Origin of the sequence: Aeromicrobium sp. NPDC092404, assembly GCF_040684095.1 — a bacterium.
GTDB lineage: Bacteria > Actinomycetota > Actinomycetes > Propionibacteriales > Nocardioidaceae > Aeromicrobium.
In genome coordinates this window covers 1,647,991-1,673,856 of sequence record NZ_JBFBFI010000001.1, presented here as the reverse complement: position 1 = coordinate 1,673,856, position 25,866 = coordinate 1,647,991, and the positions used below count along the sequence as shown (strand labels likewise).

31 protein-coding genes are annotated in these 25,866 nt (G+C 70.7%); 14 read left to right on the top strand and 17 right to left on the bottom strand.

What is annotated here, in order from left to right; translation table 11 throughout:
• Window positions 1–24 precede the first annotated feature (24 nt).
• Window positions 25–5,835 (top strand): EAL domain-containing protein, encoded by a 5,811-nt coding sequence (locus AB0N22_RS08475; RefSeq protein WP_364638099.1) that lies wholly within the window; start codon window positions 25–27, stop codon window positions 5,833–5,835.
• 36 nt (window positions 5,836–5,871) lie between these two features.
• Here the strand turns inward: AB0N22_RS08475 and AB0N22_RS08470 are convergent, their stop codons facing one another.
• Genes AB0N22_RS08470 through AB0N22_RS08460 form a run of 3 tightly spaced genes read right to left on the bottom strand, consistent with a single transcriptional unit; the run spans window position 5,872 to window position 7,926 of the window.
• Window positions 5,872–6,114 carry a helix-turn-helix transcriptional regulator gene (locus tag AB0N22_RS08470; protein WP_364638096.1) on the bottom strand — a complete coding sequence of 81 codons (243 nt, stop codon included), beginning with the start codon at window positions 6,112–6,114 and terminating at the stop codon, window positions 5,872–5,874.
• Window position 6,115: 1 nt separating this feature from the next.
• Window positions 6,116–6,997: an ABC transporter permease gene (locus AB0N22_RS08465; RefSeq protein ID WP_364638093.1), complete on the bottom strand. Its 882-nt coding sequence runs from the start codon at window positions 6,995–6,997 to the stop codon at window positions 6,116–6,118.
• Complete coding sequence (locus AB0N22_RS08460; protein WP_364638090.1) at window positions 6,994–7,926, bottom strand: ABC transporter ATP-binding protein; 933 nt, start codon at window positions 7,924–7,926, stop codon at window positions 6,994–6,996. Before AB0N22_RS08460 ends, AB0N22_RS08465 begins: the two co-directional genes overlap by 4 nt.
• Before the next feature lie 109 nt (window positions 7,927–8,035).
• Between AB0N22_RS08460 and AB0N22_RS08455 the strand changes: the two genes are divergently transcribed.
• Both AB0N22_RS08455 and AB0N22_RS08450 read left to right on the top strand, forming a co-directional pair.
• Window positions 8,036–8,296 (top strand): hypothetical protein, encoded by a 261-nt coding sequence (locus AB0N22_RS08455; protein WP_364638086.1) that lies wholly within the window; start codon window positions 8,036–8,038, stop codon window positions 8,294–8,296.
• 42 nt (window positions 8,297–8,338) lie between these two features.
• A complete protein-coding gene (locus AB0N22_RS08450; protein WP_364638084.1) occupies window positions 8,339–8,680 on the top strand; it encodes a DUF1801 domain-containing protein in 342 nt (113 codons plus the stop codon).
• A gap of 9 nt (window positions 8,681–8,689) precedes the next feature.
• Here the strand turns inward: AB0N22_RS08450 and AB0N22_RS08445 are convergent, their stop codons facing one another.
• Window positions 8,690–9,448: an endonuclease/exonuclease/phosphatase family protein gene (locus AB0N22_RS08445; protein WP_364638082.1), complete on the bottom strand. Its 759-nt coding sequence runs from the start codon at window positions 9,446–9,448 to the stop codon at window positions 8,690–8,692.
• A gap of 117 nt (window positions 9,449–9,565) precedes the next feature.
• Here AB0N22_RS08445 and AB0N22_RS08440 point away from each other — a divergent pair, with 117 nt between their 5' ends.
• Window positions 9,566–10,081 (top strand): hypothetical protein, encoded by a 516-nt coding sequence (locus AB0N22_RS08440; RefSeq protein ID WP_364638080.1) that lies wholly within the window; start codon window positions 9,566–9,568, stop codon window positions 10,079–10,081.
• Here AB0N22_RS08440 and AB0N22_RS08435 read toward each other — a convergent pair.
• From AB0N22_RS08435 to AB0N22_RS08415, 5 genes are read right to left on the bottom strand one after another with little or no spacing between them, the layout of a single operon-like run.
• Window positions 10,056–10,316 (bottom strand): hypothetical protein, encoded by a 261-nt coding sequence (locus AB0N22_RS08435; RefSeq protein ID WP_364638078.1) that lies wholly within the window; start codon window positions 10,314–10,316, stop codon window positions 10,056–10,058. The genes AB0N22_RS08440 and AB0N22_RS08435 overlap by 26 nt on opposite strands.
• Window positions 10,313–10,768 (bottom strand): hypothetical protein, encoded by a 456-nt coding sequence (locus AB0N22_RS08430; RefSeq protein ID WP_364638076.1) that lies wholly within the window; start codon window positions 10,766–10,768, stop codon window positions 10,313–10,315. The genes AB0N22_RS08435 and AB0N22_RS08430 overlap by 4 nt, the downstream gene beginning before the upstream one ends.
• Before the next feature lie 4 nt (window positions 10,769–10,772).
• On the bottom strand, window positions 10,773–11,201 hold the full coding sequence (locus AB0N22_RS08425) for a MarR family transcriptional regulator (RefSeq protein ID WP_364638074.1): 429 nt from the start codon (window positions 11,199–11,201) through the stop codon (window positions 10,773–10,775).
• 9 nt (window positions 11,202–11,210) lie between these two features.
• A complete protein-coding gene (locus AB0N22_RS08420; protein ID WP_364638072.1) occupies window positions 11,211–11,708 on the bottom strand; it encodes a nitroreductase/quinone reductase family protein in 498 nt (165 codons plus the stop codon).
• Window position 11,709: 1 nt separating this feature from the next.
• The gene (locus AB0N22_RS08415) at window positions 11,710–12,213 is read right to left on the bottom strand and encodes a PPOX class F420-dependent oxidoreductase (RefSeq protein WP_364638071.1); all 504 of its coding nucleotides are present in this window, start codon (window positions 12,211–12,213) and stop codon (window positions 11,710–11,712) included.
• Between the two features lie 93 nt (window positions 12,214–12,306).
• On the opposite strand from AB0N22_RS08415, the gene AB0N22_RS08410 reads away from it, so the two are divergent.
• Genes AB0N22_RS08410 through AB0N22_RS08400 form a run of 3 tightly spaced genes read left to right on the top strand, consistent with a single transcriptional unit; the run spans window position 12,307 to window position 14,207 of the window.
• Window positions 12,307–12,654 carry a DUF2200 domain-containing protein gene (locus AB0N22_RS08410; RefSeq protein ID WP_364638070.1) on the top strand — a complete coding sequence of 116 codons (348 nt, stop codon included), beginning with the start codon at window positions 12,307–12,309 and terminating at the stop codon, window positions 12,652–12,654.
• A gap of 60 nt (window positions 12,655–12,714) precedes the next feature.
• Window positions 12,715–13,743 (top strand): Gfo/Idh/MocA family oxidoreductase, encoded by a 1,029-nt coding sequence (locus AB0N22_RS08405; RefSeq protein ID WP_364638068.1) that lies wholly within the window; start codon window positions 12,715–12,717, stop codon window positions 13,741–13,743.
• On the top strand, window positions 13,740–14,207 hold the full coding sequence (locus tag AB0N22_RS08400; protein WP_364638067.1) for a heme-degrading domain-containing protein: 468 nt from the start codon (window positions 13,740–13,742) through the stop codon (window positions 14,205–14,207). Before AB0N22_RS08405 ends, AB0N22_RS08400 begins: the two co-directional genes overlap by 4 nt.
• 2 nt (window positions 14,208–14,209) lie before the next feature.
• Here the strand turns inward: AB0N22_RS08400 and AB0N22_RS08395 are convergent, their stop codons facing one another.
• Complete coding sequence (locus AB0N22_RS08395; protein WP_364638066.1) at window positions 14,210–14,860, bottom strand: TetR/AcrR family transcriptional regulator; 651 nt, start codon at window positions 14,858–14,860, stop codon at window positions 14,210–14,212.
• A 54-nt stretch (window positions 14,861–14,914) separates the two neighbouring features.
• Here AB0N22_RS08395 and AB0N22_RS08390 point away from each other — a divergent pair, with 54 nt between their 5' ends.
• The 4 genes from AB0N22_RS08390 to AB0N22_RS08375 are packed head-to-tail and all read left to right on the top strand — an operon-like array spanning window position 14,915 to window position 19,211.
• Window positions 14,915–15,595 carry a class II aldolase/adducin family protein gene (locus AB0N22_RS08390; protein WP_364638065.1) on the top strand — a complete coding sequence of 227 codons (681 nt, stop codon included), beginning with the start codon at window positions 14,915–14,917 and terminating at the stop codon, window positions 15,593–15,595.
• The gene (locus AB0N22_RS08385) at window positions 15,592–16,542 is read left to right on the top strand and encodes a sugar kinase (protein ID WP_364638063.1); all 951 of its coding nucleotides are present in this window, start codon (window positions 15,592–15,594) and stop codon (window positions 16,540–16,542) included. The genes AB0N22_RS08390 and AB0N22_RS08385 overlap by 4 nt, the downstream gene beginning before the upstream one ends.
• A 45-nt stretch (window positions 16,543–16,587) precedes the next feature.
• Entirely contained in the window at window positions 16,588–18,099 is a 1,512-nt protein-coding gene (locus AB0N22_RS08380) for an NAD(P)/FAD-dependent oxidoreductase (RefSeq protein ID WP_364638061.1), read from the top strand.
• Window positions 18,096–19,211 carry a hypothetical protein gene (locus tag AB0N22_RS08375; protein ID WP_364638060.1) on the top strand — a complete coding sequence of 372 codons (1,116 nt, stop codon included), beginning with the start codon at window positions 18,096–18,098 and terminating at the stop codon, window positions 19,209–19,211. Before AB0N22_RS08380 ends, AB0N22_RS08375 begins: the two co-directional genes overlap by 4 nt.
• Before the next feature lie 56 nt (window positions 19,212–19,267).
• Here the strand turns inward: AB0N22_RS08375 and AB0N22_RS08370 are convergent, their stop codons facing one another.
• The 5 genes from AB0N22_RS08370 to AB0N22_RS08350 form a co-directional block, all read right to left on the bottom strand.
• Window positions 19,268–20,074 carry an ABC transporter permease gene (locus AB0N22_RS08370; RefSeq protein WP_364638058.1) on the bottom strand — a complete coding sequence of 269 codons (807 nt, stop codon included), beginning with the start codon at window positions 20,072–20,074 and terminating at the stop codon, window positions 19,268–19,270.
• Window positions 20,071–20,994 carry an ATP-binding cassette domain-containing protein gene (locus AB0N22_RS08365; protein ID WP_364638056.1) on the bottom strand — a complete coding sequence of 308 codons (924 nt, stop codon included), beginning with the start codon at window positions 20,992–20,994 and terminating at the stop codon, window positions 20,071–20,073. The genes AB0N22_RS08370 and AB0N22_RS08365 overlap by 4 nt, the downstream gene beginning before the upstream one ends.
• Window positions 20,995–21,257: 263 nt before the next feature.
• Window positions 21,258–22,028 carry an SCO1664 family protein gene (locus AB0N22_RS08360; RefSeq protein WP_364638055.1) on the bottom strand — a complete coding sequence of 257 codons (771 nt, stop codon included), beginning with the start codon at window positions 22,026–22,028 and terminating at the stop codon, window positions 21,258–21,260.
• Window positions 22,025–22,585, bottom strand: coding sequence for a DUF3090 domain-containing protein (locus AB0N22_RS08355; RefSeq protein ID WP_364638053.1), 561 nt, complete (start codon window positions 22,583–22,585; stop codon window positions 22,025–22,027). The genes AB0N22_RS08360 and AB0N22_RS08355 overlap by 4 nt, the downstream gene beginning before the upstream one ends.
• A 9-nt stretch (window positions 22,586–22,594) precedes the next feature.
• Window positions 22,595–23,302 carry an MSMEG_4193 family putative phosphomutase gene (locus tag AB0N22_RS08350; RefSeq protein ID WP_364638051.1) on the bottom strand — a complete coding sequence of 236 codons (708 nt, stop codon included), beginning with the start codon at window positions 23,300–23,302 and terminating at the stop codon, window positions 22,595–22,597.
• 69 nt (window positions 23,303–23,371) lie between these two features.
• Between AB0N22_RS08350 and AB0N22_RS08345 the strand changes: the two genes are divergently transcribed.
• A complete protein-coding gene (locus AB0N22_RS08345) occupies window positions 23,372–24,085 on the top strand; it encodes a phosphatase PAP2 family protein (RefSeq protein ID WP_364638048.1) in 714 nt (237 codons plus the stop codon).
• Here the strand turns inward: AB0N22_RS08345 and AB0N22_RS08340 are convergent.
• The gene (locus AB0N22_RS08340) at window positions 24,046–24,600 is read right to left on the bottom strand and encodes a CGNR zinc finger domain-containing protein (protein ID WP_364638045.1); all 555 of its coding nucleotides are present in this window, start codon (window positions 24,598–24,600) and stop codon (window positions 24,046–24,048) included. The genes AB0N22_RS08345 and AB0N22_RS08340 overlap by 40 nt on opposite strands.
• Before the next feature lie 141 nt (window positions 24,601–24,741).
• Here AB0N22_RS08340 and AB0N22_RS08335 point away from each other — a divergent pair, with 141 nt between their 5' ends.
• Both AB0N22_RS08335 and AB0N22_RS08330 read left to right on the top strand, forming a co-directional pair.
• The gene (locus AB0N22_RS08335; protein ID WP_364638043.1) at window positions 24,742–25,185 is read left to right on the top strand and encodes a VOC family protein; all 444 of its coding nucleotides are present in this window, start codon (window positions 24,742–24,744) and stop codon (window positions 25,183–25,185) included.
• A gap of 5 nt (window positions 25,186–25,190) precedes the next feature.
• Entirely contained in the window at window positions 25,191–25,484 is a 294-nt protein-coding gene (locus AB0N22_RS08330; protein ID WP_364638041.1) for a hypothetical protein, read from the top strand.
• 6 nt (window positions 25,485–25,490) lie between these two features.
• Here AB0N22_RS08330 and AB0N22_RS08325 read toward each other — a convergent pair whose 3' ends face one another.
• Window positions 25,491–25,859, bottom strand: coding sequence for a hypothetical protein (locus AB0N22_RS08325; protein ID WP_364638038.1), 369 nt, complete (start codon window positions 25,857–25,859; stop codon window positions 25,491–25,493).
• Between the last annotated feature and the right edge of the window lie 7 nt (window positions 25,860–25,866).

Genomic DNA, 25,866 nt, shown 5'->3' with positions numbered 1-25,866 from the left:
CTCACGGCGGTGGAATGGGACTGCATGGATCACGCGGAGGGGACCGTCGCACCGGCCGAGCTGTTCGCCGGTCGCTACCTGCTGGGCGCCTGCCTGAAGTCCGGCCATGGGGCCACGACATTTCGCGCGATCGACACCAGGACCAGGTCGGACGTGGTCCTGAAGACGATCACGCCCGGCGCCATCCACGACCTCGCGCGACTGCGGTTCGAGCACGAGACGCGGGTCCTGCGTGGTCTGACCGGCGACGGGCTGGTCGGGCTCAGCGACGCGGGAGTCGCTGACCAGCACTGGTACCTGGCGCAGCCGTTCGTGCCCGGCGTGCCCCTCGACCAGGTGATCAGTCGCGGGCCGTCCTCTCTGGGCGCGGCACTGAGGATCGTGCTCGACGTCGTCAGCGCGCTGACCGCCGCGCACGACTCCGGCATCCTGCATCGCGACGTCAAACCCGCCAACATCATCGTGAACCAGTCCGATCCGGTCCGTGCGACGCTCGTCGACCTCGGATTCGCCCGCGGCCCCCTCCTCGACGACGCGGTCGGCGTCCATCTCGTCGGGACCTGTCGCTACCTGGCGCCGGAGGCTGCCGGGATGCTCTCGGTCAGCCCCGACGAGCGCGCCGACCTGTACGCGGTCGGGGTCGTGCTCTTCGAGATCCTCGCCGGTCATCCACCCTTTCCCGGCACCACCGTGGGAGAGGTGCTGCGGCACCACCTGTCGACCCCCGCGCCGCTGCTCGCGGCGACACGTCCGGACATGCCACGGGCCGTCGACGCCATCTTGCAGCGTCTGCTGGCCAAGGAGGTGGGGGACCGGTATCAATCCGCACCCGCGCTCGCGTACGACCTCAGGAAGCTGCTCGACGCCTGGGAAGGCGGCGACACGGACCCGCGCCTGGTCGTGGGGCGGAACGACCACCGCCGTACGCTGACCGATCCTGACTTCGTGGGACGCGACGCCGAGCTCGCCCAGCTGGGTGCGTTCGTCGACGAGGTGGGGCGCGGTGGTTCGGGCCTCGTGCTCCTCGAGGCGGACTCCGGTGGCGGCAAGAGCAGGCTGCTCGCCGAGGTGTCGACGCGCGCTGCGGCAGGGGGACTTGCCGTCCTCCGTGGCCGGGGCGTCGCCGAGAGTGGTGCTCGGCCGTTCGAGGTCCTGCACGGCCTGGCGGAGGGGCTCGCTGCGCGACACGAGGAGCAGCCCGAGATCGGCGCGGCACTGCGCGCCGGCCTCGGCGAGAGCGCGGGACCGGTCGCGCAGGCGCTGCCCCTGTTGGCGGAGATGCTGGGAGTCGCGGCCGACGAGGCCGACGTCGGTCCGGAGCGATTCGGTGAGCAACGGAGCCTGACCGCCCTGCGCCGGCTGCTGCACCTGCTCGGTGATGCCGAGCAGCCCTGCCTCGTGGTGTTCGACGACCTCCAATGGGCCGATCGGCTGACCATCCAGCTGCTCGACGACGTGTTCGCCGAGGGAGCGGAGCTGCCCGACCACGTCGGAGTCGTCGTGGCGTTCCGGTCCGAGGAGGTCCCACCGGACCATCCGCTGCGGAGCATACGCAGGGCGACGTCTGTGCAGCTCGGTCCGCTCCTGCCCGCGGCGATGCGACAGCTGTCGGAGTCGATGGCCGGGCCGCTGCCGAGCTCGGCGATCAGCGCCGTCGTCCGGCTCGCCGACGGGAGCCCGCTCATGGGGGCCGCCGTGCTGCGCGGACTCGTCGAGTCCGGCGCACTGCTCAGCACGCCACGCGGCTGGAGCTTCGAGCCGGGGGCGCTCCGTCACGTGCAGACCGCCCGTCGGACGGCCAGCTTCCTCGTGCGCCGCCTCGAGCTCTTGTCGCCGTCCTCGCTGAGCGTCCTGTCCGCCGGTGCTGCTCTCGGCAAGGAGTTCGACTTCGTGCTGGCCACACAGCTCGCCGACGAGACCGACGCCGCGGCGGAGATCCTCCACGATGCGGTTCGGCGTCGTCTGGTGTGGGTCGACGACGTGACCGGTCGCTGCGCCTTCTCGCACGACAAGATCCGCGAGGCGCTCCTCGCACGGCTCGACGACACCGAGCGGCAGCAGCTCCACGGTCGCGCGGCCGACGCGATGCTCGCGTTGCCCGAGGACGAGGTCTCCGTGTTCGACCTCGCCTACCACCTCGACGCCGCGGGACGACACGACGAGTCGCTTCCGTACGCCCTGCGATCGGCCGCGACCGCTCGAGCGCAGCACGCCTTCGACGTGGCGTTGTCGCACTACCGCATGGCCGAACGGGCCGTGGCACCCGACGACCACCCCACGAGGCTCGTCGTCGCAGAAGGACTGGGCGACGTGCTGACCCTCGAGGGCTCCTACGCCGCGGCTCAGCGACAGCTGGACATCGCCCGCACACTGGTGACGGACCGCGGCCGCCAGGCCGAGCTGGACGGCAAGCTCGGCGCTCTCGCGTTCAAGCAGGGTGACATCGCCACGGCGAGGCACCACCTCGAAGGCGCCATGGCACGACTCGGTCGACCGGTGCCGCGCACGTTCGCGGGCTTTGCGCTGCGCCTGGTGTGGGAGGTGGTGGTGCAGGTGACCCACACGCTGTTCCCGCGGCTGACGACAGGGCGTCGCGACCCCTCGGGCCGCGACGAGGACTTCCTGGCCATGCGCCTGCACAGCCGACTGGCCTACCTCTACTGGTTCCACAGCGGCAAGGTGACCTGCGCCTGGAGCCATCTGCGCGGACTCAACCTCGCCGAGCGCTACCCACCCAGTCCGGAGCTCGGGCAGGCGTGCTCGGAGCACGCCCCGGTGGCGACGATGGGACCCCTGTTCGCACGTGCGCTGCGCTATGCAGCGCGCTCCCTCGAGATCCGCCGGGCCGACAAGGACGTCTGGGGCCAGGGCCAGAGCCAGAGCTTTGCCGGGGTCGCGCTGTACGCCGCGTCGCGGTTCGTCGAAGGCGAGGAGGCGAGCCGCGAGGCCATCCGGCTGCTGGAGACGACGGGGGACCAGTGGGAGGTCAACACGGCCGGCTGGAACCTGGCCATGTGCCTGCACCGGCAGGGCCGGTTGGCCGATGCCGCAGAAGTCGCGGAGGGCGTCTACCGCTCGGCCGTCGCGATCGGCGACCGTACGGCTGCTGGTGTCGGCCTCTCCGTGTGGACCCGAGCCATGGAAGGCGACGTCGACGTCCGGCTCATCGAGGCCGAGCTCGAGCTGGGTGGCCTGGACGCCAGCACGGCGACCGAGGTGCGGCTGGCCGCCGGCATCGCCGCACGGCACCGCGGTGACCTGGCCGCCGCAGCGGAGCATCTGGAGGAGGCAGCGGCGACGATCCGCCGTGCGGGACTGCGCCAGGAGTACGTCGCACCGGTCGCTGCCTGGCGCGCGACGGTGGCACGGGAGCAGGCCGAACGGGTCCCGGTCCATGACCCCCGCAGCCGGGCAGCAGCCGTCCGCGCGGCGCGGCGTGCGGTTCGCCGGGCTCGCTGGTGGGCGTTCAGCTATCGCAACAACGCTCCTCACGCCCTGCGAGAAGCCGGCCTGGTGGCATCGCTCAGTGACCGGCGTCGCAGGATGAGCCGGCTGCTGCGCCGCAGCCTGGCCGTCGCAGAGCAGCAAGGCGCCCGGTTCGAGGCGGCCCTGACGCGGCTGGCGACGGCGGACGTCGCGCGGGCGCGTGGGGGACCTGAGGAGGCGGTGGCCGACGCGTTGGCAGTCGTCGAGTCGTGCCGACCCCAGCGGACCGCCGTCGACTCCGTCGCCGGGTTCACGTTGTCGCGCTTCGACCGCTTCGAGACCTTGCTCGACGTCGGGCGAACGATCACCGCCGCTGCGACGCCCCAAGCCGTCCACACGGCCGTACGCGAGGCGGCCCTGACCCTGCTGCGTGGCGATTCGTGCCACATCATCAGCGGGGAGGCCCTCGTCGACGACAGCTCGACGACCCAGTCCGGCGAGATCGTGGATCGCGTCAGTCGCGCACTGCTCCGCCGCGCGGTGAGGAGCATGGCACCGGTCGTGGTCGACGAGGACGAGCTCAGCGAGGACGACAGCGCGATCCTCTCCGAGGTCCGGTCGGTGCTGGCTGCGCCGATCGTGGTGCACGGCGAGGTGCGGTTCTGCTTCTACGTGACCCACCAGCGCGTCAGCGGGCTGTTCGGGGACGAGGAACGGCAGCTGGCGGCCTTCGTCGCCACGCTCGCCGGCGCAGCGTTCGAGCACCTCGAGGGCACCGAGACCCGCTACCACTCGCTGGCTCGCAACTCCAGTGACGTCCTGACCCTGGTGGACGACGCCGGCGAGGTGACCTACCAGAGCTCGGCGGCTGCGCGGGTGTTCGACGTGCCGGTCAACCAGCTGGTGGGGAGGCCGGTCCGCGACTGGGTGCACCCCGACGACGTCGAGGTGTTCAGCAGTGCGCTGGAGCGGGCTCGCAGCGAGGGCAGCGCGCGCATCGAGTGCCGGTTCCTGCACGCCGATGGGACGTTCATGTACGCCGAGACGGCGGTGACCGACCTGCTCGACGACCCGACGGTGCAGGCGCTGGTCCTCAACAGCCGAGACATCACCGAACGCCGTCAGCTCGAGGACGAGCTGCGTCGGCGAGCCACGCACGACAGCCTGACCGGGTTGCCCAACCGGGCGCTCTTCCTCGAGCGTGCCCAGCAGGCGACACAGCGCCGGCAACCCCACCCGTTGGTGATCTGCTTCCTCGACCTCGACGACTTCAAGACCGTCAACGACACGTATGGGCACAGCACGGGCGACCTGTTGCTCTGCGAGCTGAGCGAGCGGCTCGTCACCTGCCTTCGTCCGGAGGACACGGTCGCCCGCTTCGGCGGAGACGAGTTCGCCATCCTGCTCGAGGACACCTCGCTCGACGAGTCGTTGCGGGTGATGGACCGGGTCATCGCGGCCACGTCGGTTCCGATCGTCCTGGCGGGCACGGAGCACATCGCCCACTTCAGCATCGGTGTAGCCCCGGGCAGGCCGGCGGCATCCGTCGACGACCTGGTGGCGGAGGCCGACGTGGCGATGTACGAGGCCAAGGCCGGTGGGCGCAACCGTTACAGCGTCTTCCGGCCCGAGATGAGCATCGAGGCCAGACGACGCCCGGTCCACCAGGACGACGTCGAGCGCGCGTTGGCCGGCGGAGAGCTCCGGCTCGCCTACCAGTCGGTGGTCGACGTGCGGTCGCTGGAGACCGTCGGGGTCGAAGCGCTGGTGCGGTGGCAGCATCCCGAGCGAGGGCTGCTCAGTGCTGGGGAGTTCATCGGGCTGGCCGAGGACCGTGGGCAGCTCGGGCTGCTCGGCGAATGGGTCCTGAACCAGGCGTGCCTGGCGGCGCGCGACCTGGCGGGCGACCGGTGGGTCAGCGTCAACGTCGCTGCTCAACAGCTGGCCGACGGGGCGTTGGTCGATCAGGTACGAGACGCCCTGCGACACAGTGGCCTCGCGCCCGGACGGCTGGTGCTCGAGATCACCGAGACCGAGGCGGTGCCCGCGTTGGAGCCCGCTGCCGAGGTGCTGCGCGACCTGGTGGACCTCGGTGTGTCGGTCGCCCTCGACGACTTCGGCACCGGTCACTCCAACTTCGAGCACCTGAAGCTGTTCCCGGTCACGGTCCTGAAGATCGACCAGACGTTCGTGCGAGACATCGAGAACGACCCGGCCAACCGGGCGATGGTCCGCAACATCGCCGATCTCGCCCGGTCCTTGGGCCTTCGGACGATCGCCGAGGGGGTCGAGACCGAGGAGCAGCTGCGGCTGGTCCGAGAGCTCGGGTGCGACTGGGGGCAGGGATACCTGTGGGCTCGCCCGACGGCAGCGCGGGAGCTCCCGATGCTGTTCCCGGTCCCGGCTTGAGGCTCTACCGTCCAGGCGCCTGGAGGTGCTCGGCGATCAAGCGGTCTGCTCGCCGAGCCGGGGGAAGGGCTCCAGCGAGAAGATCACCTCGACCGGGACCTCGAAGAACCCAGCGATGCTCAGCGCCAGGTGGAGGCTGGGGCTGAACTCGCCGCGCTCGAGGTAGCCGATCGTCTGGTAGTGCACGCCGACACCGTCGGCGAGCTCGCGCCGGGAGATGCCGCGTTCGGCGCGCAACATCGCGATCCGCTGGTGGACGAGCTCCGCGTTGGGCGCCACGTCAGCCCCAGCCCTGCATCGCCTTGGCCTTGCGGCTCTCGACGGCGGAGCCGGACTCCTTGCGCGCCATGGCCCGCAGCACACGAGGTGCGACGAGCAGGCCGAGGACGGCGTAGGCACCGAGCACTCCGAACGTCGTCAGGGTGTGGAACTCCCCGCCCAGCTCGGCCGCCGCTGCGGCGTCGGGGAGCAGGGCCTCACGCATGCCAGCCCCGAGCCAGTAGACCGGGAAGGCCTGGGCGACGGGGTGGAGCCAGTCGGGCATGCCGGTGATCGGGTAGAAGATGCCCGAGATCGCGATCAGCACGACCATCGGCAGGAACGTCAGCCCGAACCCGGCGCCGGCGGACTTGACCGAGGCCCCGACGACGGCGCCCCAGGGCATCGTGGCGAGCATGCCCAGCAGGAACACGCTGAGCAGCATGAGCCAGCCGGTGACCGGTACGTCGGTGAGCCCGGGCAGCAGGAACAGGCCGGCGACGAGGAAGATCACCAGGCCGAGCGCGGTGTTGAGCACGGCCAGGGTGACCCGGGCGACGAGGTAGGCGAGCATCCCGTTCGGCGTGGACTTGGCGCGCAGCAGCGTGCCGTCCTCGCGCTCCACGGCGAGCATCTGCGCGGTGCCCATCCAGCCGCCCATGACGACGTTCATGCCGATGAGTCCGGGCAGCGTCGCGACCGCGAGCGAGAAGCTCGTGCCGCCGAGGTCGGAGTTGCGTTGCAGCAGGAGGACGCCGACGAAGATGCCGTTCATGACGACGATCCAGATCTGGTCGGCCCGGTTCGTCAAGCTGTGCAGCATCTCGATGCCGCCGCGCCGCATGCCGAGGCGGACAGCGTGCAGGACCGTGCTCGACGGTCGGAGGCTGGTGACGCCGCTCATCGGACGACCTCCATCGGTCGGGGTTCGGCCGTCGGATCCGTCTCGTAGCGGTGGACCAGGGTCATGTAGCTGTCCTCCAGGGTGCTGCGGCGGACCTCGAGGTCGCCGATGGCGTCGCCGTGCTGCTCGAAGAGCTCGCGCACGAAGCGGGTGGCGTCGTCAGCGGCGTGGACGAAGTGCTCGCCGTTGCGGCTCCACCGCACCTCCGTACGCCCCTCGACCTCGCGGGACAGCTCGGCAGCGCTGCCGTTGGCGACGATCCGTCCGCCGGCCAGGATCAGGATGCGGTCGGCGAGCTTCTCCGCCTCGTCGAGGTCGTGGGTCGTCAGCAGGATCGTGGTGCCCTCCAGGTCGGCGAGCCGGTGCACGACGTCGTGGAAGTCCCGCCGTGCCTGGGGGTCGAAGCCGGTCGTGGGCTCGTCGAGGAACAGCAGGTCAGGCCGGCCCACGATGCCGATCGCGACATCGAGGCGACGACGCTGACCGCCGGACAACGACCCCGCCTTCTGATGGGCGTGCTCGCTGAGCCCGACGGTCGCCAGCAGCTCGTCGACGTCCATGGGACGAGGACGGGAAGGCGTCGAGAAGGGTGCGTAGTACGCGCCGAGGTGCGCGAGCAGCTGGCGCACGCCCCATCGGCCGTGGTCGCGCCAGGACTGCTGGACGATGCCGAGCCGCGCTCGCCACGTCTCGTCAGCCTCGGCCGGGTCGAGCCCGAGGACCTCGACGTCGCCGTCGGATCGATGGCGGAAGCCCTCGAGGATCTCGATCGTCGTGCTCTTGCCGGCGCCGTTGGGGCCGAGCAGGGCAAGCACCTCCCCGGGGCGGGCCTCGAACGTGACGCCGTCGAGCACGACGTGGTCGCCGTAGCTCATGCGCAGGTCGTCCACCCGGATCACGGGTCTCGAGGCAACTTGGTCAAGGTTCATGGAACGGAAGGTAGCATAAATACTATCTATGGCACAGGGTGTGTGTTGTCGGGTCGCGGCCCTGGTCTCGCCGCGATTGCGTACGGGCGACACGGGGCACTGACATGGCATGACTGAGCCACACACCATCACCGTCGAGCACCTGCGCCAGCTGCTGGCGGCGGACGCCCCGGACGCGATCCTCGGACTGGTCGGGGGAGCCGTCGAGGTCCTCGAGCCCGGACAGCGCGACGACGAGCAGCACCGAGGCGCCCTCGAGGTGGTCTCCCGGTCGGCGTTGACCGAACGACTGGGGGACGATCCCGGCGACGAGCAGCTCGCTGCCGAGGCCGAGGCCCTGGCCACCTCGGTCCAGCAGCTCGGCGGCTGACGAGGCCCTTCCGCCTGCTGGAGGGGGCGCCTAGGTGCCGCCATGGCTGAGGACTGGCGCGCTGCGACCGTCGAGCAGGTTCGGCGACTGATCTTCGAGGCCGCGCCGGACGCGGTCGAGGAGGCCAAGTGGCGCAAGGCCTCGAATCCTGACGGCGTGCCGACGTTCTCGTGCTCGGGCCTCGTCTGCACCGTCGAGACCTACAAGGACAAGATCAAGGTGACGTTCGCCAAGGGCGCGTCGGTCGACGACCCGCACGGTCTGTTCAACGCGAGCCTGGACGGCGGGACCCGCAGGGCGATCGACCTCCAGCAGGGCCACGAGCTGGACGAGCGGGCCTTCGTCGAGCTCGTGCGAAGCGCCGTCGCGCTCAACGAGCGCTGAACCCGCGATTCACGCGAGGTCGACGACGAGCGCGCGGTGGTCCGAGATCGGCAGTCGGTGGGCTGCGCCCGTGATGCTCTGCCAGTCCCCGTCCCCGAGCACGTGGTCGAGCTGCTCGAGGGGCTTGTCGACGGGGAAGGTCGGCGCCGAGACCAAGCTCCTCATGCCGGTGATGCCGGCGGCACGACCGGGACTCATGTTGAGATCGCCCATCAGCACCAGCGGGCGGGCGAGACCGCCCAACGACGTCGTGAGCGACCGCAGCTGACGGCTGCCCCACCACGGCACGAACGACAGGTGGGTGCTGGCCGCGGTCAGGACTCCGTCGGGGGTCTCGATGGTCGCCGCCACCGCGACCCGCGGCTCGTCTCGCACCATCATCGGCAGTCGGCTGTCGCGGAACCACATCGGCACGCGGGTGTGGAGGGTCGGCAGCCGGATGACCTCCCAGGCCGCCACGGGGTGCCGGCTGAGCAGGGCGATGCCGTACGCCGCAGCGTCCGGCTGCTCGCGTCCGGTCGCGGCCATCCACGTCGCGCCGGGACTGCCGCTCAGCGCTGCGACGAAGCGGTGATCGACGGCGCCCATCGCCTCGGCAGCCAGGGCCGTCAAGTCGGCACCACCCGACCGTGGCTGGCTGCGATCGACCTCCTGGAGGGCCAGCACGTCGGCATCAAGTGACGCGATGGCTTCCTGGAAGACGCCGAGGTCCACCTGGTGGTCCGACGGCGTGCGCCCGTTGAGGATGTTGAAGGTGGCGACTCGCATCCGCGAAGACATACCCGAAGCGGCGGACATGACACGTCGCAGGGCGGGTAGTGCTCAGGCGTGACTCAGAACAACGATGCAGGCGGAGATCTCCGAGAAGCACTGAAGACGGTTGCCGTGGCTCTCAAGGAGAGCGACATCCCGTTCGCCCTCACCGGTGGCTACGCCATCTGGGCCCGCGGCGGTCCGGAGCCCAGCCATGACGTCGACTTCGTCGTAGCCTCCGACGATGCGGCGCGCGCGTTCGAGATCCTGGAGGGGCGCGGCCTCAAGGCCGTCCATCCGCCGGAGGACTGGCTGTTCAAGGTCTACGTCGACGAGGCGATGGTCGACGTCCTGTTCGAGGCCAATGGTGAGCCGATGACGCATGACGTGCTGGCCGACGTCGAGCAGATCGAGGTCGAGTCGGTCATGATGCCCGTGCTCTCGGCGACGGTGCTGATGGCGCACCGGCTCAACGCGATGGAGGAGCACGCCTGCGACTTCGGCCGTCAGCTGCCGGTGGCCCGCGCGGTCCGGGAGCAGGTCGACTGGGACGAGGTGCGAGACGCGACGGCCCACAACCCGTACGCCACAGCCTTGCTCTTCCTGCTCGAGCGCCTGGAAGTCATCGCGCCTCGCGCCGCAGGTTGACCAGCGTGAGCGGCCCGCTGAGTCCCGGGAGCACCGCGCCCACGCGCGTACGGGCTGACAGGCCGCGGCCGAGCAGTGCTGTGCAGGCGACGGCGAGGTAGAACGCGCCGTGGACCGGACCGAGCACGCTCGACACCGTCTCGTCGTGGGCGGTCAGCAGGTTCGCGATCAGCGCCACGAGGCTGGCCAGCTCGAGGGCGGACAGCACGCCGAGTGCCCGGAGGAGGGGGCTCACGGGGAGCTCGATCCGGGCCGCACGATCATCAGCACGACGACAGCGGCCCACAGCAGGTTGAACATCCCGGTCAGCATGCCGAGCTGGCGGAGCTGACTGCCGTCGTCGGGTGATGTCAGCGCCTCGTCCTGGCGCGGCGCGATCTGCAGCACGAGCAGGGCTCCGGCGACGGCCGTCAGCACCATGGCGACCACGACCCAGACCTCGGACGTCCGCCCCTGCACGACGGCAAGGGCCAGGCCGACCACCGGGACGAGGACGGCGAGCTGACCGTAGCGCCGGGTGATGCGGTGCAGCAGCCGCGCGGTCTCGAGGCTGCGTACGACGGATGCATCGCCCGACGGGACGGAACCGAGCGGGGCGTACCGAGGGAACAGGCTGGCGGTCACGGCGACCGGCCCGACGAACAGGATCGCGGCCACGACGTGGACGGAGAGCAGGAACTCCTTCATACCTTCAGTCTATCTGAAGGTCGCCCTCCAGCATCCGTCGGACCTCGACACGCAGGACGTCGGCGAGCTGAGGATGCCGCGAGGTGAACGTGTCATCGAGTCGGCGCACGAGCTCTCCTGCCCGCGACAGGAGCGCCTCGCCATCGGCGGTGACCTCCAGCCTCGAGGCCGATCCGGCCTGGCCGATCACGTCCTCGACCAGTCCGGCCTCGACGAACCCGGCGACGGCGGTGTGCACGCTCTGCACCGTGATGCGCGACCGTCGGGCCAGCTCGCTGAAGGAGATCCCGGGTGACCCGCGGACGTGGCCCAGGAGGCCGTACTTCCGGGTCGTGAGGCCGAGCGACCTCAGCTCATCGGCCAGCTCCGCGTCCCAGCTCCGGCCGATCGTCAGGAGCGCGAGGGTCGGGCTGAACGGCGGTTGCTCGGACATGGGGCCACGCTAGTCGCGCGGCTCGAGGATGACGACGGGGATCTCCCGGTCGGCCCAGGTGTCGTACTTGGCGAAGTCGGCATAGAGATCGACGAGGCGGGGCCAGAGCACAGCCTTCTCCTCCGGCGAGGCGACCCTGGCCAGCACCGGCCGACCGCGCTCCTTGCGCAGATGGACCTGCGTCTCGGGGTGCGCGACGAGATTGGCGTACCACTGCGGGTTCTTCGGCAGGCCGCCCTGGGAGGCGACGATGACGAGGTTGCGGCCGTCCTCGAGGTAGAGCAGGGGAGCGGTGAAGACCGCGCCGGACTTGCGGCCGACGTGCTCCAGCAGCAGCGTTGGCACGGGCTTGCGGAACCCGGCGCCGATCCGCCACTTCGACCCGATCCGGCCGTTGGTCAGCCGGAACGCGCGCACCTGCGCCTTGGAGCCGTACTTGATCAGCTTGGCGGTCAACGGCGAGTCGAGTCCTGGCGGACGCTCGTCGGGCAGCGAGAACCGGCCCATGTCAGGTCCCCTCGCCCGGTGCGGTGGTGCCGCCCAGAGGTATGGGGTCGAGCCCGAGCTTGCGGTGGTCCCACGACCGGGCGCGCTCGACGTCGAAGCGCACGGCGACCCGCTTGTGCAGCATCAGCTCGACGAGGGGCTTCATCTCCTCGGAGTAGGGGCCGTTGTAGCGCTCCCAGACATCCACACCGACCGCCCACAGGGCGTCCGGGTCCTCGACGATCGTGCACCGGCCTTCGAGTGACACTCCACGAAGGGTGTCGTACGTCAGGCCGTCCTCGAGCAGGACGGTGGCGCGGGGGTCCCGCTTGATGTTCACCGCCTTCTGGGCCTTGGCCTTGGTCTCGAACCAGATGACCCCGTCGATGACGGCGAACCACATCGCGACGGCATGGGGATGACCGGTGCGCCCGACGGTGACGAGGCTCGCGGTGCGCCGTGACGGGATGAATGCCGCGATCTCCTCGTCGGTCATCGTCACCTGTGAGCGCTGGTTGATGCCCATGCGACCTCGTCCTGTGCGTCTGCAGCGCGTTGCGTCGGGGGTAGCAAGCGCTTGGTGGTCAGAACGATAGACGAGGCCGATATCCTCGCGGGCATGAGCCGCGTCTTCACCGTCAGCGTCGCGTCGGTCTATCCGCACTACGTGACCAAGGTCGAGAAGAAGGGCCGGACGAAGGACGAGCTCGACGAGGTCATCGCATGGCTGACCGGTTTCGACGAGAGCGCCCTGGCCCGCCACCTCGCTGACGGGACGACGTTCGAGGACTTCTTCGCCGCTGCTCGGCTCAACCCTGCCGCGGCGTCGATCACGGGCACGGTCTGCGGGGTTCGCGTCGAGGAGGTCGAGGATCCGCTGATGCAGAAGATCCGCTACCTCGACAAGCTGGTCGACGAGCTGGCCCAGGGCAGGCCCATGGACAAGGTGCTGCGTCAGGTCGTGTGATCCGGTGCTGCTTCACTGGTCCCGAACGAACTTCCGGCGGCCTCGAGGAGCGGTGATCACATGGATCCGGTCAGGATCGGACTGGTTGGCTACGGTTTCGGCGGGCGGTACTTCCATGCCCCGCTGATCGCGGCAGCGCCGGAGTGCGAGTTCGTCGGCGTCGTCACGGCCTCTCCGGACCGCCGGGCCCAGGTGGCCGAGGAGCACCCAGGACTCGCGGCGTTCGACTCGCTCGAGGACCTCGCCGCAGCCGGTGCCGAGGCCGTCAGCATCTCGACGCCGGCCGACACCCACTCGAGCCTGACGGACGAGGCGATCGGACTCGGCCTCTCGGTGGTCTGCGACAAGCCCTTCGCGCTCGACCCCGCTGCTGCGCGCCGGTCGGCCGAGCTCGCGGCGGGCCGCGGCGTCGTGCTCAGTCCTTACCAGAACCGTCGGTGGGACTCGGACTTCCTCACCGTGCGTGGCCTCGTCGACGACGGGACCCTGGGGGAGGTGCGCAGGTTCGAGTCGCGGTTCGAGCGGCACGCCCCCGACAACGGCCCCGGCGCCTCGGGCGGCGGGACGCTGCTCGACTTCGGCGCCCACCTCGTCGACCAGGCCCTCGTGCTGCTCGGACCGGCCGAGTCGGTGCATGCGGAGTCGCGCACCCGCGAGAGCGGTCTCGACGACGACGTCTTCGTGGCGCTCCGCCACGTCGGCGGGGCCGTGTCGCACCTGTGGGGCAGCTGGAGCCAGCACGCTCCGGGACCGCGGTTCCGGGTCACCGGCTCGGCGGCCTCGCTCGTCATCACCACGGCGGACACCCAGGAGGACGCGCTGATCGCCGGCGGCAGCCCTGGGTCCGGTAGGTGGGGCGCGGAGGCCCCCTCCGACCTCGACCGGCTCTTCACGGCGGGCAGCGCCGCCCCCGTCGACCTCGCGCACGGCGCCTGGGACACCTACTACCCGGCGTTCGCGCGAGCCGTACGAGGAGAAGGACCGCCGCCGGTCGACGCGACCGACGCCGTGGCCACGGCTGACGTGCTCGAGGCGGCCAAGGTCAGCGTCGCGACGCGGTCGACCGTACGCCCGGGAGCCACGTCGTGACCGGGGGCGAGCTCCTCGACGAGCTGGAGGCGCAGGAGCGCCGCCTGGTCTTCGATCGCTTCGACGAGCAGACGGCCTGGGACCTCGGCGTCGCACTCCGCGACGCCGGCCTCGCGGCGCAGCTGCCGATCGCCATCTCGATCCGGCGCAACGGGCAGGAGCTGTTCCACGCCGCACTGCCCGGAGCCTCCGCCGACAACGACGGCTGGCTGGCGCGCAAGAGCGCCGTCGTCGATCGTTACGGTCGTTCGTCGCTGCGGGTCGGTGAGGAGTTCCGGGTCAACGGCGGGTCGTTCGACGAGGACTCGAGGCTCGACGTGGGGACGTACGCCGCTCACGGTGGCGCGTTCCCGATCCTGCTGCGCGGGACCGGGTGCATCGGCACCGTCGCGGTGTCCGGGCTGCCGCAGCTCGAGGACCACCGGCTCGTGGTCGAGACCCTCTCCGCGATGCTCGGAGGCTGACGTCAGGCCGGTGCGAACCGACTGGTGATCGTCGCGACGTAGCTGCGCAGCATCGTCTTGGCCTCGGCCATCAGTGCGGCGTCGCCCGCGTCGCTCGCGCGGAAGGCCTCCTGCGTGATGGCGTCGGAGGCGAGCATCGCGGCGTGGCAGATCGTGGCGAGCTCGGGGGCGTCGGCAGCGATGTCCTGGGAGACGAGGATGTGGCGCAGCCCGTCGGCCATGACGCGCTTGTGCGCACGATCGGCGTCGCGGAGGTTCTCCGAGAGCAGCCCACCGAACCAGATCGCCCGCAGGCCGGCGTCGGTGCGGTATAGGTCGGCGTACACGTCGAACAGCGTGCCGACCGGATCGGTCCACTTCTCGTTGCGTGACCGCTCGACCAGGTCGTCCATGAGCGACTCGAAGCGGCTCAGGCAGCGCGCCGCCAACGCGTCGAACAGCGCTTCCTTGTCGGGGAAGTAGCGATAGAGGGTGCCGACCGCGATGCCTGCCTCGGCGGCCACTCGCGTCGTGGTCACGCCGGCGGCACCGTTGCGGACGAGCAGACGATCAGCCGCCTCCACGGCCTGGGCGATCGTGGCCTGGCTGCGGGGCTGCTGCGGAGCCCTGCGCAGCCGGGACTGCCACTCGGGCTCGACGACCGCTGCTCCCATGATGCTCCGACCAAAACTAGCGAAAGTGAATTCTGTTTCGGTTATGGTACACGGATGCAGAGCACCCCAGCGGTGGACGAGCGGCGCGCCGAGATCGCCGCTGCCTGCCGCCGGCTCGCTGCGGAGGGACTCGTCATCGGCACCGCCGGCAACGTCAGCGCACGTGCCGGGGACCTGGTCGCGATCACCGCGACCGGCGCGGCGTTCGAGCAGATGACGCCGGAGCAGGTCTCGATCGTCGACCTGTCCGGGGTGGTCGTCCAAGGCCTGCTGGCGCCCACGTCCGAGCTCGAGCTGCACCTCGGCATCTACCGTGATCTCGATGCCGGGGCGGTCGTCCACACGCACGCGCCGATGGCCACCGCGGTGGGTTGCGTCGTCGACGTCCTGCCGTGTGTGCACTACCAGATGCTCCTGCTCGGCGGCGAGGTCAGAGTGGCTCCCTATGCGACGTTCGGCTCTCCCGAGCTCGCTGCCGGTGTGCACGCGGCGCTCGAGGGTCGCTCCGCTGCCCTCATGGCGAACCACGGCGCAGTGACCCATGCCGGCGACCTGGCCGCTGCGGTCGAGCTGGCCCTCCTGCTCGAGTGGGCGTGCACCGTCTACTGGCGCGCGGCGTCGATCGGCACCCCCCGCACCCTCGACGCCGAGGCGCAGGCCGCCGTCGTCGAGGCCGCGGTCCGACGCGGATACGGCAGCAGCCGACCAGCCCACGAAGAGAAGGACAGTGCATGACCAACAGGCCGATGACCGTGATCGCGATGGGCGTGCACGTGCTGGACGTCCTGGTCCGCCCGGTCGAGGAGATCCCCGAGGGTCAGGGCGGGCAGCTGGTCGAGCAGATCAAGATGACCGCCGCCGGCTCAGCGGGAGGCACGGCCTTGACCCTGGCCAAGCTCGGTGCCACGGTCCGCAGCGCGGGAGCCATCGGTGCCGATCCGATCGGCGATCTCCTGGTGACCCTGCTGGAGCGCGGCGGGGTGGACGCCTCGCTGCTCGTGCGGCGCGAGGGCGAACAGACGTCGTCCAGCGTCCTGCCGATCCGGCCCGACGGCTCCCGTCCGGCGTTCCACGTGATCGGCGCCAACGGCACGTACGGGCCGGACGACGTGCCGTGGGACGCCATCGCGTCCGCCAGCCATCTCCACCTTGGGGGCCCGGAGTTCATGGGCGGTGAGGCTGCGGCGCGGATCCTGTCGTTCGCCCGGGAGCACGGGGTCGTCACGTCGGCCGACTTCCTGGCCCCCGGGGAACCCGGGCTGCTCGAGTGGATCGCGCCTGCGTTGCCGCACCTCGACCACGTCCTGCCCAACGACGAGCAGGTCCTCGGCTTCACCGGCACCACGACCCTGGCCGAGGGGTGCCGCGCGCTGATCGGTCTCGGAGCAGGGTGCGTCGCCGCGACCGCGGGCGCCGACGGCGCACTCGTCGTCGACGGCACCTCGGAGACCGTGGTCCCGGCCTTCGCGGTGGAGGTCGTCGACACGACCGGCTGCGGCGACGCGTTCTCCGCCGGCTTCCTGCGCGGCCTGTCCCTCGGGCGTACGCCGGCCGAAGCAGCTGAGCTGGGCTGCGCCGCGGCCGCCCTCGTCGCGGGCGGGCTCGGGAGCGATCACGGCGACTTCGACCTCGACGCGGCCCTCGACCTCACCCGGAACGAGGTCGTGGAAGCAACGAGCTGACCCAGGCACTCCCACCACTCCCACCACTCCCAGGCAGGTTCTCGCATGACTGACGACGACATCACCACCACCGGCGCCATGGCGCCCAGCCGACGTACGTTGATCCGCGGTCTGACGGTGGGCGGCGTGCTCGCCGCCTCGGGCCTCAAGCTGACCGCATCGGCCGAGGCCGCGACGACGGAGGGCTCGCTGCCCGCCTCGGTGGACGTCGTCGTGGTCGGCGGCGGGCTCTCCGGCCTCGTCGCTGCCCGCAAGCTACGCGCCGCCGGCAGGTCCGTCCTGGTCCTCGAGGCCCGTGACCGCGTCGGCGGCCGCGTCCTCAACCACACGCTGTCCGGAGGCTCGGTCGTCGAGGCCGGCGGGGCGTTCGTGGGCCCGACGCAGGACCGCATCCTCGGGCTCGCCAAGGAGGTGGGCGCCGAGACCTTCAAGGAGTACGTCGCCGGCAACAACGTGTACTCGAGCAACGGCGGTGCGCCCCAGACGTTCACCGGCACGGTGCCGCCCGACCTTCTGGCCCTGGCCGACGCCGCGATCCTGCAGACGCGGATCAACAAGATGGCCGCCGAGACCCCGATCGACGCGCCGTGGACCCGCAAGGACGCTCACAACCTGGACAGCGTCTCGGTCGACACCTGGCTGCGACAGAACTCGGTCCTGCCGCAGGTTCGCAAGCTGTTCCTCAGCTATCTCCAGCCGACGTTCGGGTCCGACGGTCTCGACGTGTCGATGCTGTTCTTCCTCTGGTACATCGCCGGCGCGGGCAACGAGACCCATGTGGGGACGTTCGAGCGGTCGTCCGACACCGCGAACGGGGCGCAGGACTCCCGTTTCGTCCTGGGCAGCCAGATCGTTCCGCTCCGGCTCGCGGCCGAGCTCGGCGACGCTGTCGCTCTCAACGCCCCGGTGCGCAAGATCAGCCAGGACTCCGACGCGGTGACGGTCGTCAGCGACCGGGGGACCGTGCGGGCGCGGCGCGTCATCGTCGCGTGCCCGCCGCCCATGGTCCTGGGCATCGACTGGGCTCCTCAGCTGCCGCCGCGTCGCCAGCAGCTGCTGCAGCGGATGCCCATGGGCGCCCTGATGAAGTGCGACGCGGTCTATGCCAAGCCGTTCTGGCGGACCAAGGGGCTGTCGGGCTACGGCATCGCCGACACCGGTGCGGTGCGGGTCTGCTTCGACAACAGCCCGGCCGACGCGTCGGTCGGTGTGCTCCTGGCCTTTGTCGGCGGGTCGAACTGGAACACGTACGGCAACCAGTCGCTGGCCGAGCGACGCAAGGCGGTCCTCGAGGGTTTCGCCAAGCTCTTCGGCCCCGAGGCGCTCAACCCGATCGAGTACACCGAGCACGACTGGACGCGCGAGCCGTGGACGACGGGCGGCCCGGTGGCGGTGCAGGTGCCCGGCGCCATCACGGCGTTCGGCAACACGATCCGAACGCCGTTCCAGCGGGTCCACTGGGCCGGCACCGAGACGTCGACCTACTGGGCCGGGTTCATGGACGGCGCCGTGCGTGCGGGGGAGCGGGCGTCTCGCGAAGTGCTGGAGCTGCTGTGATCCGGAGCCTTCGTCGCCGCGTCTCGACCGCCCTGGCCGCAGCGCTGATCGGGCTGGCGACCGCGACGCCGCAGGTCGCGGCCGAGACGCCACGACCCCGTTGGGACACGCGCGTGCTCGCCAAGGTCGGCAGTCCCGGCTTCCCGGCCAACGTCTACGCGCATCCCAACGGCCGGGTCTACGGCGGGACCTACACCAACCTGCTGGGCGACAGCCTGCCGTCCAAGGTGTTCGAGTGGTCGGCCGACGGCACGCTGCTGCGCACCTGGACGGTCCCGGGACAGCACCTCGACAAGCCCCGCGGCGTGCAGGTGTCCATCAGCGACGCCGACGGCAACCTGGTGCTGCTGGAGAAGTCGACCTCGCGCATCATGCGCCTCCACCTCGGCACCGGCGAGTTCTCGACGTACGCCACGATCCCGGACCTGCCGACCTGCCTGGCGGCTTCGAAGGGGGCGGCCTGCAGCCCCAACCTGGTCGACCGTGCCGGCGTGCCGAACTTCTCCGTGTGGGGCCCCGGGGGCGAGCTCTACGTCACCGACTTCGCGCAAGCGGTCGTCTGGCGGGTCCCGGCCGGCGGAGGGACGCCTGAGCCGTGGTTCACCGATCGTCGCCTGGACGGCCTGGAATTCGGCACCACCGGCATCGCCCTCTCGCCGGAGCACGACGCGCTCCTCGTGATGCAGCAGACCTCGCTGGGTCTCGGGGAGCTCGGCATCGCCAGCGGCAAGCTCTACCGGCTGCCGATCAGACCTGATGGTCGGCCCGGGACCCTCTTGAAGCTGTGGGAGAGCCGTCCCGCCGAGCTCCCGGACGGGTTCGGCATCGCCCGGTCCGGCCGGATCTACATCGGCAACGCGGGTGTGATGCAGCAGGTCGTCGTGGTCGATCCCCGGGGCTCGGAGATCGAGCGGTTCCCCACGATCCCGCTGCTGGGGTCCAACGGCTCCGCGGTGCCGTTCGACGGGCCGTCCAGCGCGAGCTTCGTGGGCACGCGCATCCTGGTGGCCAACCAGGCGCCCCTCGGCAACCGGTCGAACCACGCGATCCTCGACGTCGAGGTCGGTGAGCCCGGGGCCGAGATCCTGATCCCGGCCGGCGCCGGACGCTGACCACACGACAGCGCCCCTGACCGGCACGAAGCCGGTCAGGGGCACTGGCGCGGGGGCTACTTGACCTCGGACCGCATGAGCGACCAGAGACCGAGGGCCATCGGCGCGACGAGCCAGACGAGACCGGTGACCCCGAGGTGGGCCCACTGCTCGCCGTCCAGGGAGCCGTTGAACAGGGCGGTCTGGGCGTAGTTGAAGTCGACCCAGGGCTGCAGGTCGGCGAACCACTCCTGGCTCGCCGCCAAGACCTCGGTGATCGCCGTCAGGACGAACGAGTAGACGAAGTAGGCGACGATGGCCGGAGCCGAGCTGCGGATCACGACGCCGAGCATGAACCCGACGGACATCCCGAGGATCTGGGCCAGCATGATGTTCGCCAGGTCGACGAATCCGGCGTCCCAGACCGGGTCGATGCCGACGATCGCCGAGCCGAGCACGGTGCCGACCGCGCCGATCGCCATCGCGAGGAGCACCGACACGACGCTGATGCCGACCGTCACGCCGGCCTTGGCTGCGATCGCGCGGCCTCGGTGCGGCACGAGCGTGAACGTGGTCAGTCCGCTTCGTTGGCTCCACTCACTGGTCACGGACAGCACGGCGACCATCGGCAGGATGATGGCCATGGGGAAGCCGATCGCGGTGGCGAACGTCGAGTACGTCAGCTCCGAGTCCGGCGCCCAGAGGAGCACGGCGATGGTGGCCAGCAGGGCGGCGATGCCGATGCTGGTCATCAGCCAGAAGCCGGCCCGGGTGTCGAAGCACTTGCGCAGCTCGACGGACAGGAGCCGGGTGAACGGGATCGGCCGGGGCTCGCGGCGTTCGACCCGAGCCGTGGTGGTGGTCTCGGCGGTGATGGTGCTCATGCTGCGACTCCTTCGGTGACGGTCTCGCGCTGGGTGTCGGCGGTGAGCTCGAGGAACATCTCCTCGAGTCCCGCCCCTTCGGCCGGTCGCAGCTCGAGGAGCAGGATGCGGGCGTCGAGGGCGACCCGGCCGACCACCTCCGTGTCGGCCTCGACCCGCAGCACGTCGTCGCCGCCGGTCGCCGCACTCGCCGTGTGGCTGACCCCGGCGGCGGACAGGGCCTGGGAGAGGGCGTTCACGTCGGCCGTGCGTACGAGGGTGCCGGCGGTCGCGAGCAGCTCGGACTTGGCGCCTTGGGCGACGATCCGGCCGTTGCCGATGACCACCAGGTCGTCCGCGATGACCTCGATCTCGTGCAGGAGGTGAGAGGAGAGCAGCACCGTGGCCCCCTGGTTGGCGTAGCCGCGCAGGAGGTCGCGCATCCACCGGATGCCGGCGGGGTCGAGGCCGTTGGCCGGCTCGTCGAGGATCAGGACCTCGGGCTCGCCGAGCAGGGCCGTGGCGATGCCGAGCCGCTGTCGCATGCCGAGGGAGTAGTTGCGGACGCGGCGGTCCGCCTCGTCCGGCGTCAGGCTGACGAGCTCGATCATCTCGTCGACCCTCGAGGAGGGCAACCCCATCGTGCGCTGGGCGACGGTGAGGATCTCGCGTCCGGTGCGACCGGCGTGCTGCGCCGACGCGTCGAGCAGGACACCGACCTCGAGGCCGGGGTTGGGCAGCTCGCGGTACTGGCGGCCGCACACGGTGGCGCTGCCGGAGGTGGCGGGCGTCAGGCCCACCATGACGCGCATGGAGGTGGACTTCCCGGCGCCGTTGGGACCGAGGAAGCCGGTGACCCGGCCGGGCCGGGCCGTGAACGTGACGTCATCGACGGCGGTGAAGGCGCCGTACGTCTTGGTGAGTGAATCGACTGTGATCATGGCTCAACTGTCGCGGCGCCGGGTCTCGTGGCACATCGGGGAAACAGCGTCGGCGCCCCCTCAGCCGTCCCTGAGTCGACCCTGAGACCGGGCCCTGAGTGGGGTCCTGGACGGTCAGGAATCGAGAAGCAGCGCCCGGGCCGACGCCCTTAGCGTCATGACATGACCTGCATCCACGCCGTCGCCACGCCACCTGAGGCGGTGAGGGGCTGATGTGCCTGGCGGCATGGGCGCGCGTGCTGACCGAGGGGCAGGACGAAGCCTCAGAAGGGCGGCCAGGGGATGGCGGGCATGTCGCCACCGGGCGCGGGGAATCGGGCCTCTCGCAGCAGCAGGTCGCACCGTGTGGCCAGCTCGCCGACCTCGTCACCGGTGAGGAGCGCGGCGAGCCGGTCGCCGAGGTCGCCGGCCACGGCTGAGCGGAGCCGCTCGATCCCCTCGACCTCCTCGGGCCGCAACGCCTGCCCCAGCCAGCCCCACAGCACGGTGCGCAGCTTGTGCTCGACGTGGAACGTCAGGCCGTGGTCGACGCCGTGGCGATGACCGCCGGTCATCTCGAGGACGTGCCCGCCCTTGCGGTCCGCGTTGTTCACGACGATGTCGAACACCGCCATCCGGCGCAGGGCCGCAGAGTTCTCGTGGATGAGTGACACCGGCCGGTCGTGCTCGTCGAGGCCGTCGAAGACGTGGCACCAGCCCTCGGCCGGCAGGTCGTCCGCCGCGACGAGCGTGACGGCCTGCTGGTCCGGGTCCGTGTCCTGCCACAGCTGCACCATCCCCGGACCCAGGGGCCCGTCCCGAAGCCAGGTCGCCGGAGCGATGTCCCACCCCAGCGCCTCGGAGACCTCGTAGGCGGCGACCTCTCGATGGGCGAGGTTGCCGTCGGGGAAGTCCCACAGTGGACGCTCGCCCGCGATCGGCTTGTAGACGACCTTGACGGTCCCGATGGTGCCGAGGAACGTCGCGTTCGAGGCCGGCATGATCCGGCTCTCCAGCTCGAGGTCACCGTCGACGAGCTCCGCTGGCTGGGTCACCGGAACCCGTCGGGCAGCTCGCAGATGTGGTCGTCGGAGTCCATCGGCAGCCGGCAGAGCGGACAGATCGGCCGGCCGGCGCCGACGACCTCACGGGTGCGCTTGGCGAACGCGCGGGCCGTGCCCACGGGAATGCGGATGACGAGCACCTCCTCGGGCTCGACCTCGATCACCTCGACGTCCTCGAGCTCCTCCATGTCGACCTCGATCACGGGGAAGGCCTCGATCACGATCTGGGCCGTGGTCGGGTCCCACCCGAGGCTCATCACGCCGGCCCGGAACTCCTCGTCGATCGGCTGCTCCAGCGGATCGTTGTCGACGAGCCCCTCGGGTGTGATCGCCGGGACGCTGAACGGGTTGCCGTCGGTCGCCATCAGCTCGTCGAGGACCTCCTCGACGCGCTCGGCGAGGGCTGCGGACTGCTCCTTCTCGAGGGAGACGCTGACGAGGCGGGCGCCCTCTCGGGCCTGCATGAAGAACGTTCGCGACCCGGGCTGCCCGACGGTCCCGATCACGAACCGATCGGGCCAGTCGAATCCGTGGACGATGGATGGCATGTAGCCATGTTAGGAGCGGGGCCGAACCGCGGCCTCGGGGCCCGCGCCTCCGCCGACGGTGCCCTCGGCGGCCGGCGGGTGTGCGGCGAGCCAGGACAGGTCCCCGGCATCGGTGTTGACGGCCACTACGTCGGGGCGTCCAGGGGCGTAGCGGACGATCGAGATCGACGCCGGACTGACGTTGAGGCGCTGGAACAGGTCGAGGTGCATCCCGAGCGCGTCCGCGAGAATCGACTTGATGATGTCGCCGTGGCTGACGGCGGCCCAGACAGCGCCCGAGCCGTGCTCGGCCTCGAGCGCGGAGTCGTGCCGGCGGATCGCCGCAACGGCCCGAGCCTGCATGGCGGCGAGCGACTCACCACCCGGGAAGGCCGCGGCGGAGGGCTGACGCTGCACCACTGACCACAAGTCCTCCTGGGCCAGCTCAGCCAGGGCCCGGCCCTGCCAGTCGCCGTAGTCGCACTCGGTGATGCCCTTCTCGACAGGTGTGGCCGGAGAGCCCGGCTGGTGGTCGAGGATCGCGCGCGCGGTCTGCCGGCAGCGCTCCAACGGGCTCGAGACCACGCCCGCCAGGGGCACCGCGGCCAGCCGCTCTCCGACCCGCCGGGCCTGGTCCCGGCCGACCGAGTCGAGCTTGACGCCGGCGGTGCGACCCGCCAGCACACCGCTGGCGTTCGCGGTCGTCCGCCCGTGGCGGACCAGGATGACAGTGGCCATGCCTGTGAGCCTAGGCGGTCGTCGCGGGGTGGATAGGCTGGCGCGGTCTGGTGGCGAAGGAGCAGGCACGTGAAATGGCTGGGGCAGGTCGTCATCGTCGCCGGGTCGTGGCTGTTCTACCTGCTGTGCCGCCATGTGTTCGAGGGCTCGGGGCGCATCGCCCACGAGCACGCCGAGGACGTCTGGTCGTTCGAACGGACGCTTCGCCTCCCGAGCGAGGCACGGCTGCAGGACTGGGTCCTGGGGTCGGACACCGCCGTGCGCGGGATCAACGCGATCTACCAGCACGTCCACTTCCCGGTGATGCTGGTGACGCTGGTCGCCCTGTACGTCCGGCGGCGTGAGGTCTACCGCTGGTTCCGTGACGTGCTGCTGCTGACGACCGGGCTGGCGCTCGTCGGTCACATCGCCTATCCGCTCGCGCCGCCGCGGCTGGAGCCGGGGCTCGGGATGGTCGACACGGGTCTCGAGTTCGGCCAGAGCACGTACGCCGGAGAGCCCGGGACCGGATTCACCAACCAGCTGGCCGCGATGCCGTCGATGCACGTCGCATGGGCCGCACTCGTGGCGGTCGCGGTCATCGTGTGCCTGCGCACCCGCTGGCGCTGGCTCGCGCCGTCGTACGCGGCCCTGATCCTGTTCGTGGTCGTGGTGACCGGCAACCACTACTGGCTCGACGGCATCGTCGGGCTCGTCCTGCTGGCGTTCTCCCTGGTGGTGCTCCGCGGGCGGCTCGAGCCGGCTCAGCGACCGGCAGACGCCTCGCGCTTGCGGGCGCGGTAGGCCGCGGCCTTCATCTTGTTGCCGCAGGTCTCCATCGCGCACCACTCACGGCGTCCGCCGCGCGACGTGTCCAGATAGGTCTGCGTGCAGCCGGGACGCGCGCACTCCTTGAGCAGTGCGGCCTCAGGGCCGCCGAGGATCCTCACGGCGTCGCGGGCGACGGTCGACAGGGCCTGCTGGGCAGAGCCCTCGGTGCGGCTGCCGTCGCGGTCGAGCTGCGGGATGACCGGGGGCCTGCTCGCGGCGGCGTTCAGCACGTCGAGGGCGGGCGCCTCGTACGTCCTTCCTGCCATGCGGGCGGAGACGAGGTCGTGGATCGCCTCGCGAAGGCGGATCGCCGCCTCGAGGTCTCGCGGTCGCGAGCCGGTCGTGCCGTCGACCGTCCTGGACTCGGCGAACCACGAGTCGAGCCGGGCCGGTGTCGTCAGCATCTCGGTCGGCGCCTCGGCACGGCGCGCGCGCAAGGTGCCGATGAAGTCGAGCGAGAGATCTCCGCAAGGAAAGGCGTGTTCCATGTAACCAGTCTGACAGGTGACGTAGAGAACACCAAACCGCCTTGACCGGTGACGCGTTGCGTGTCAGAGTCGTAACCAGTTAGACCGGTGACGGACGGTATCCGCCAGAGCGGCCCCCAAGGGGTCGAAGGAGTACGCATCATGGATATGAAGCTCGAAGTGGTCGTGGTCCCCGTCTCGGACGTGGACCGGGCCAAGGAGTTCTACTCAGTGCTGGGCTGGCGCGAGGACGCCGACTTCTCCGCGGACGACGGCCTGCGCGTCGTGCAGTTCACCCCGCCGGGGTCGGAGGCGTCGGTGATCTTCGGCGACCGCGTCACGTCGGCCGAGCCCGGTTCGGCCCAGGGCCTGCACCTGATCGTCTCGGACATCGAGGCGGCCCGGGCCGAGCTCGCCGGTCGGGGCATCGACGTGTCGGACGCCTTCCACGATGCCGGCGGCGTCTTCCACCATGCCGGCAACGAGGCTCGCGTGGCGGGCCCGCACCCCGACGGTGCCGACTACGGGTCGTTCGCGTCGTTCAGCGACCCGGACGGCAACGAGTGGGTCGTCCAGGAGGTCACGACCCGGGCGCCGGGGCGGTGACTGACGTGCTGACGACAGAGATCGTGCAGGACGCCCTGGAGCGGGCCGCCGCGGCCCACGGCGTGCACGAGGCCGAGGAGCTCGGCGGCGTGTACGACGAGGAGTGGCCGGCCTGGTACGCCGCTCACATGGCTCAGACGTTGGCCGGAGCAGGGCGGACCGTGGCCCCGGACGTCCTGCAGAAGGCGTTGCAGGACGCCGCGGCGGCACATGCAGCCCACGAGCGGGAGCTCGGCATCAAGGACCCGGACTGGCGAGCGTGGTACGCCGCCCACATGTCGCCGGGACTGATTGGCTGAGCGGTCCTACTGGCCGAGCAGGATCTCGAGCAGGTTCTTGGGCGGCGTGGGGGACGGGGACGGCGCAGGCGTGGGTGGCGGCTTCGAGGTCGGCTTGGCCGGCTCGTCCGGGGTCCTCGACGGCTTCGGCGCGGGAGCAGGGGCCGGGTCGACCTTCGGCGCCGGCGTCGTCGTGCTGGGCTCGGGCTTCGGAGCGGGCTCGGAGGTGGCCGGGGCGCGCCGCTCGACGACGGGGGCGTCGTTGGAAGCCTGCGGAAGCGAGGCGATCCGGTCCGCGGGCGCGGTGTCGGCGCGGGTGAACGTCAGGACGGTCGCGGTGGCGATCGTGGTCATGACGGCGGTGACGGCGACCTTGTGGGTCCTGCTCATCCGCATGGGAGTG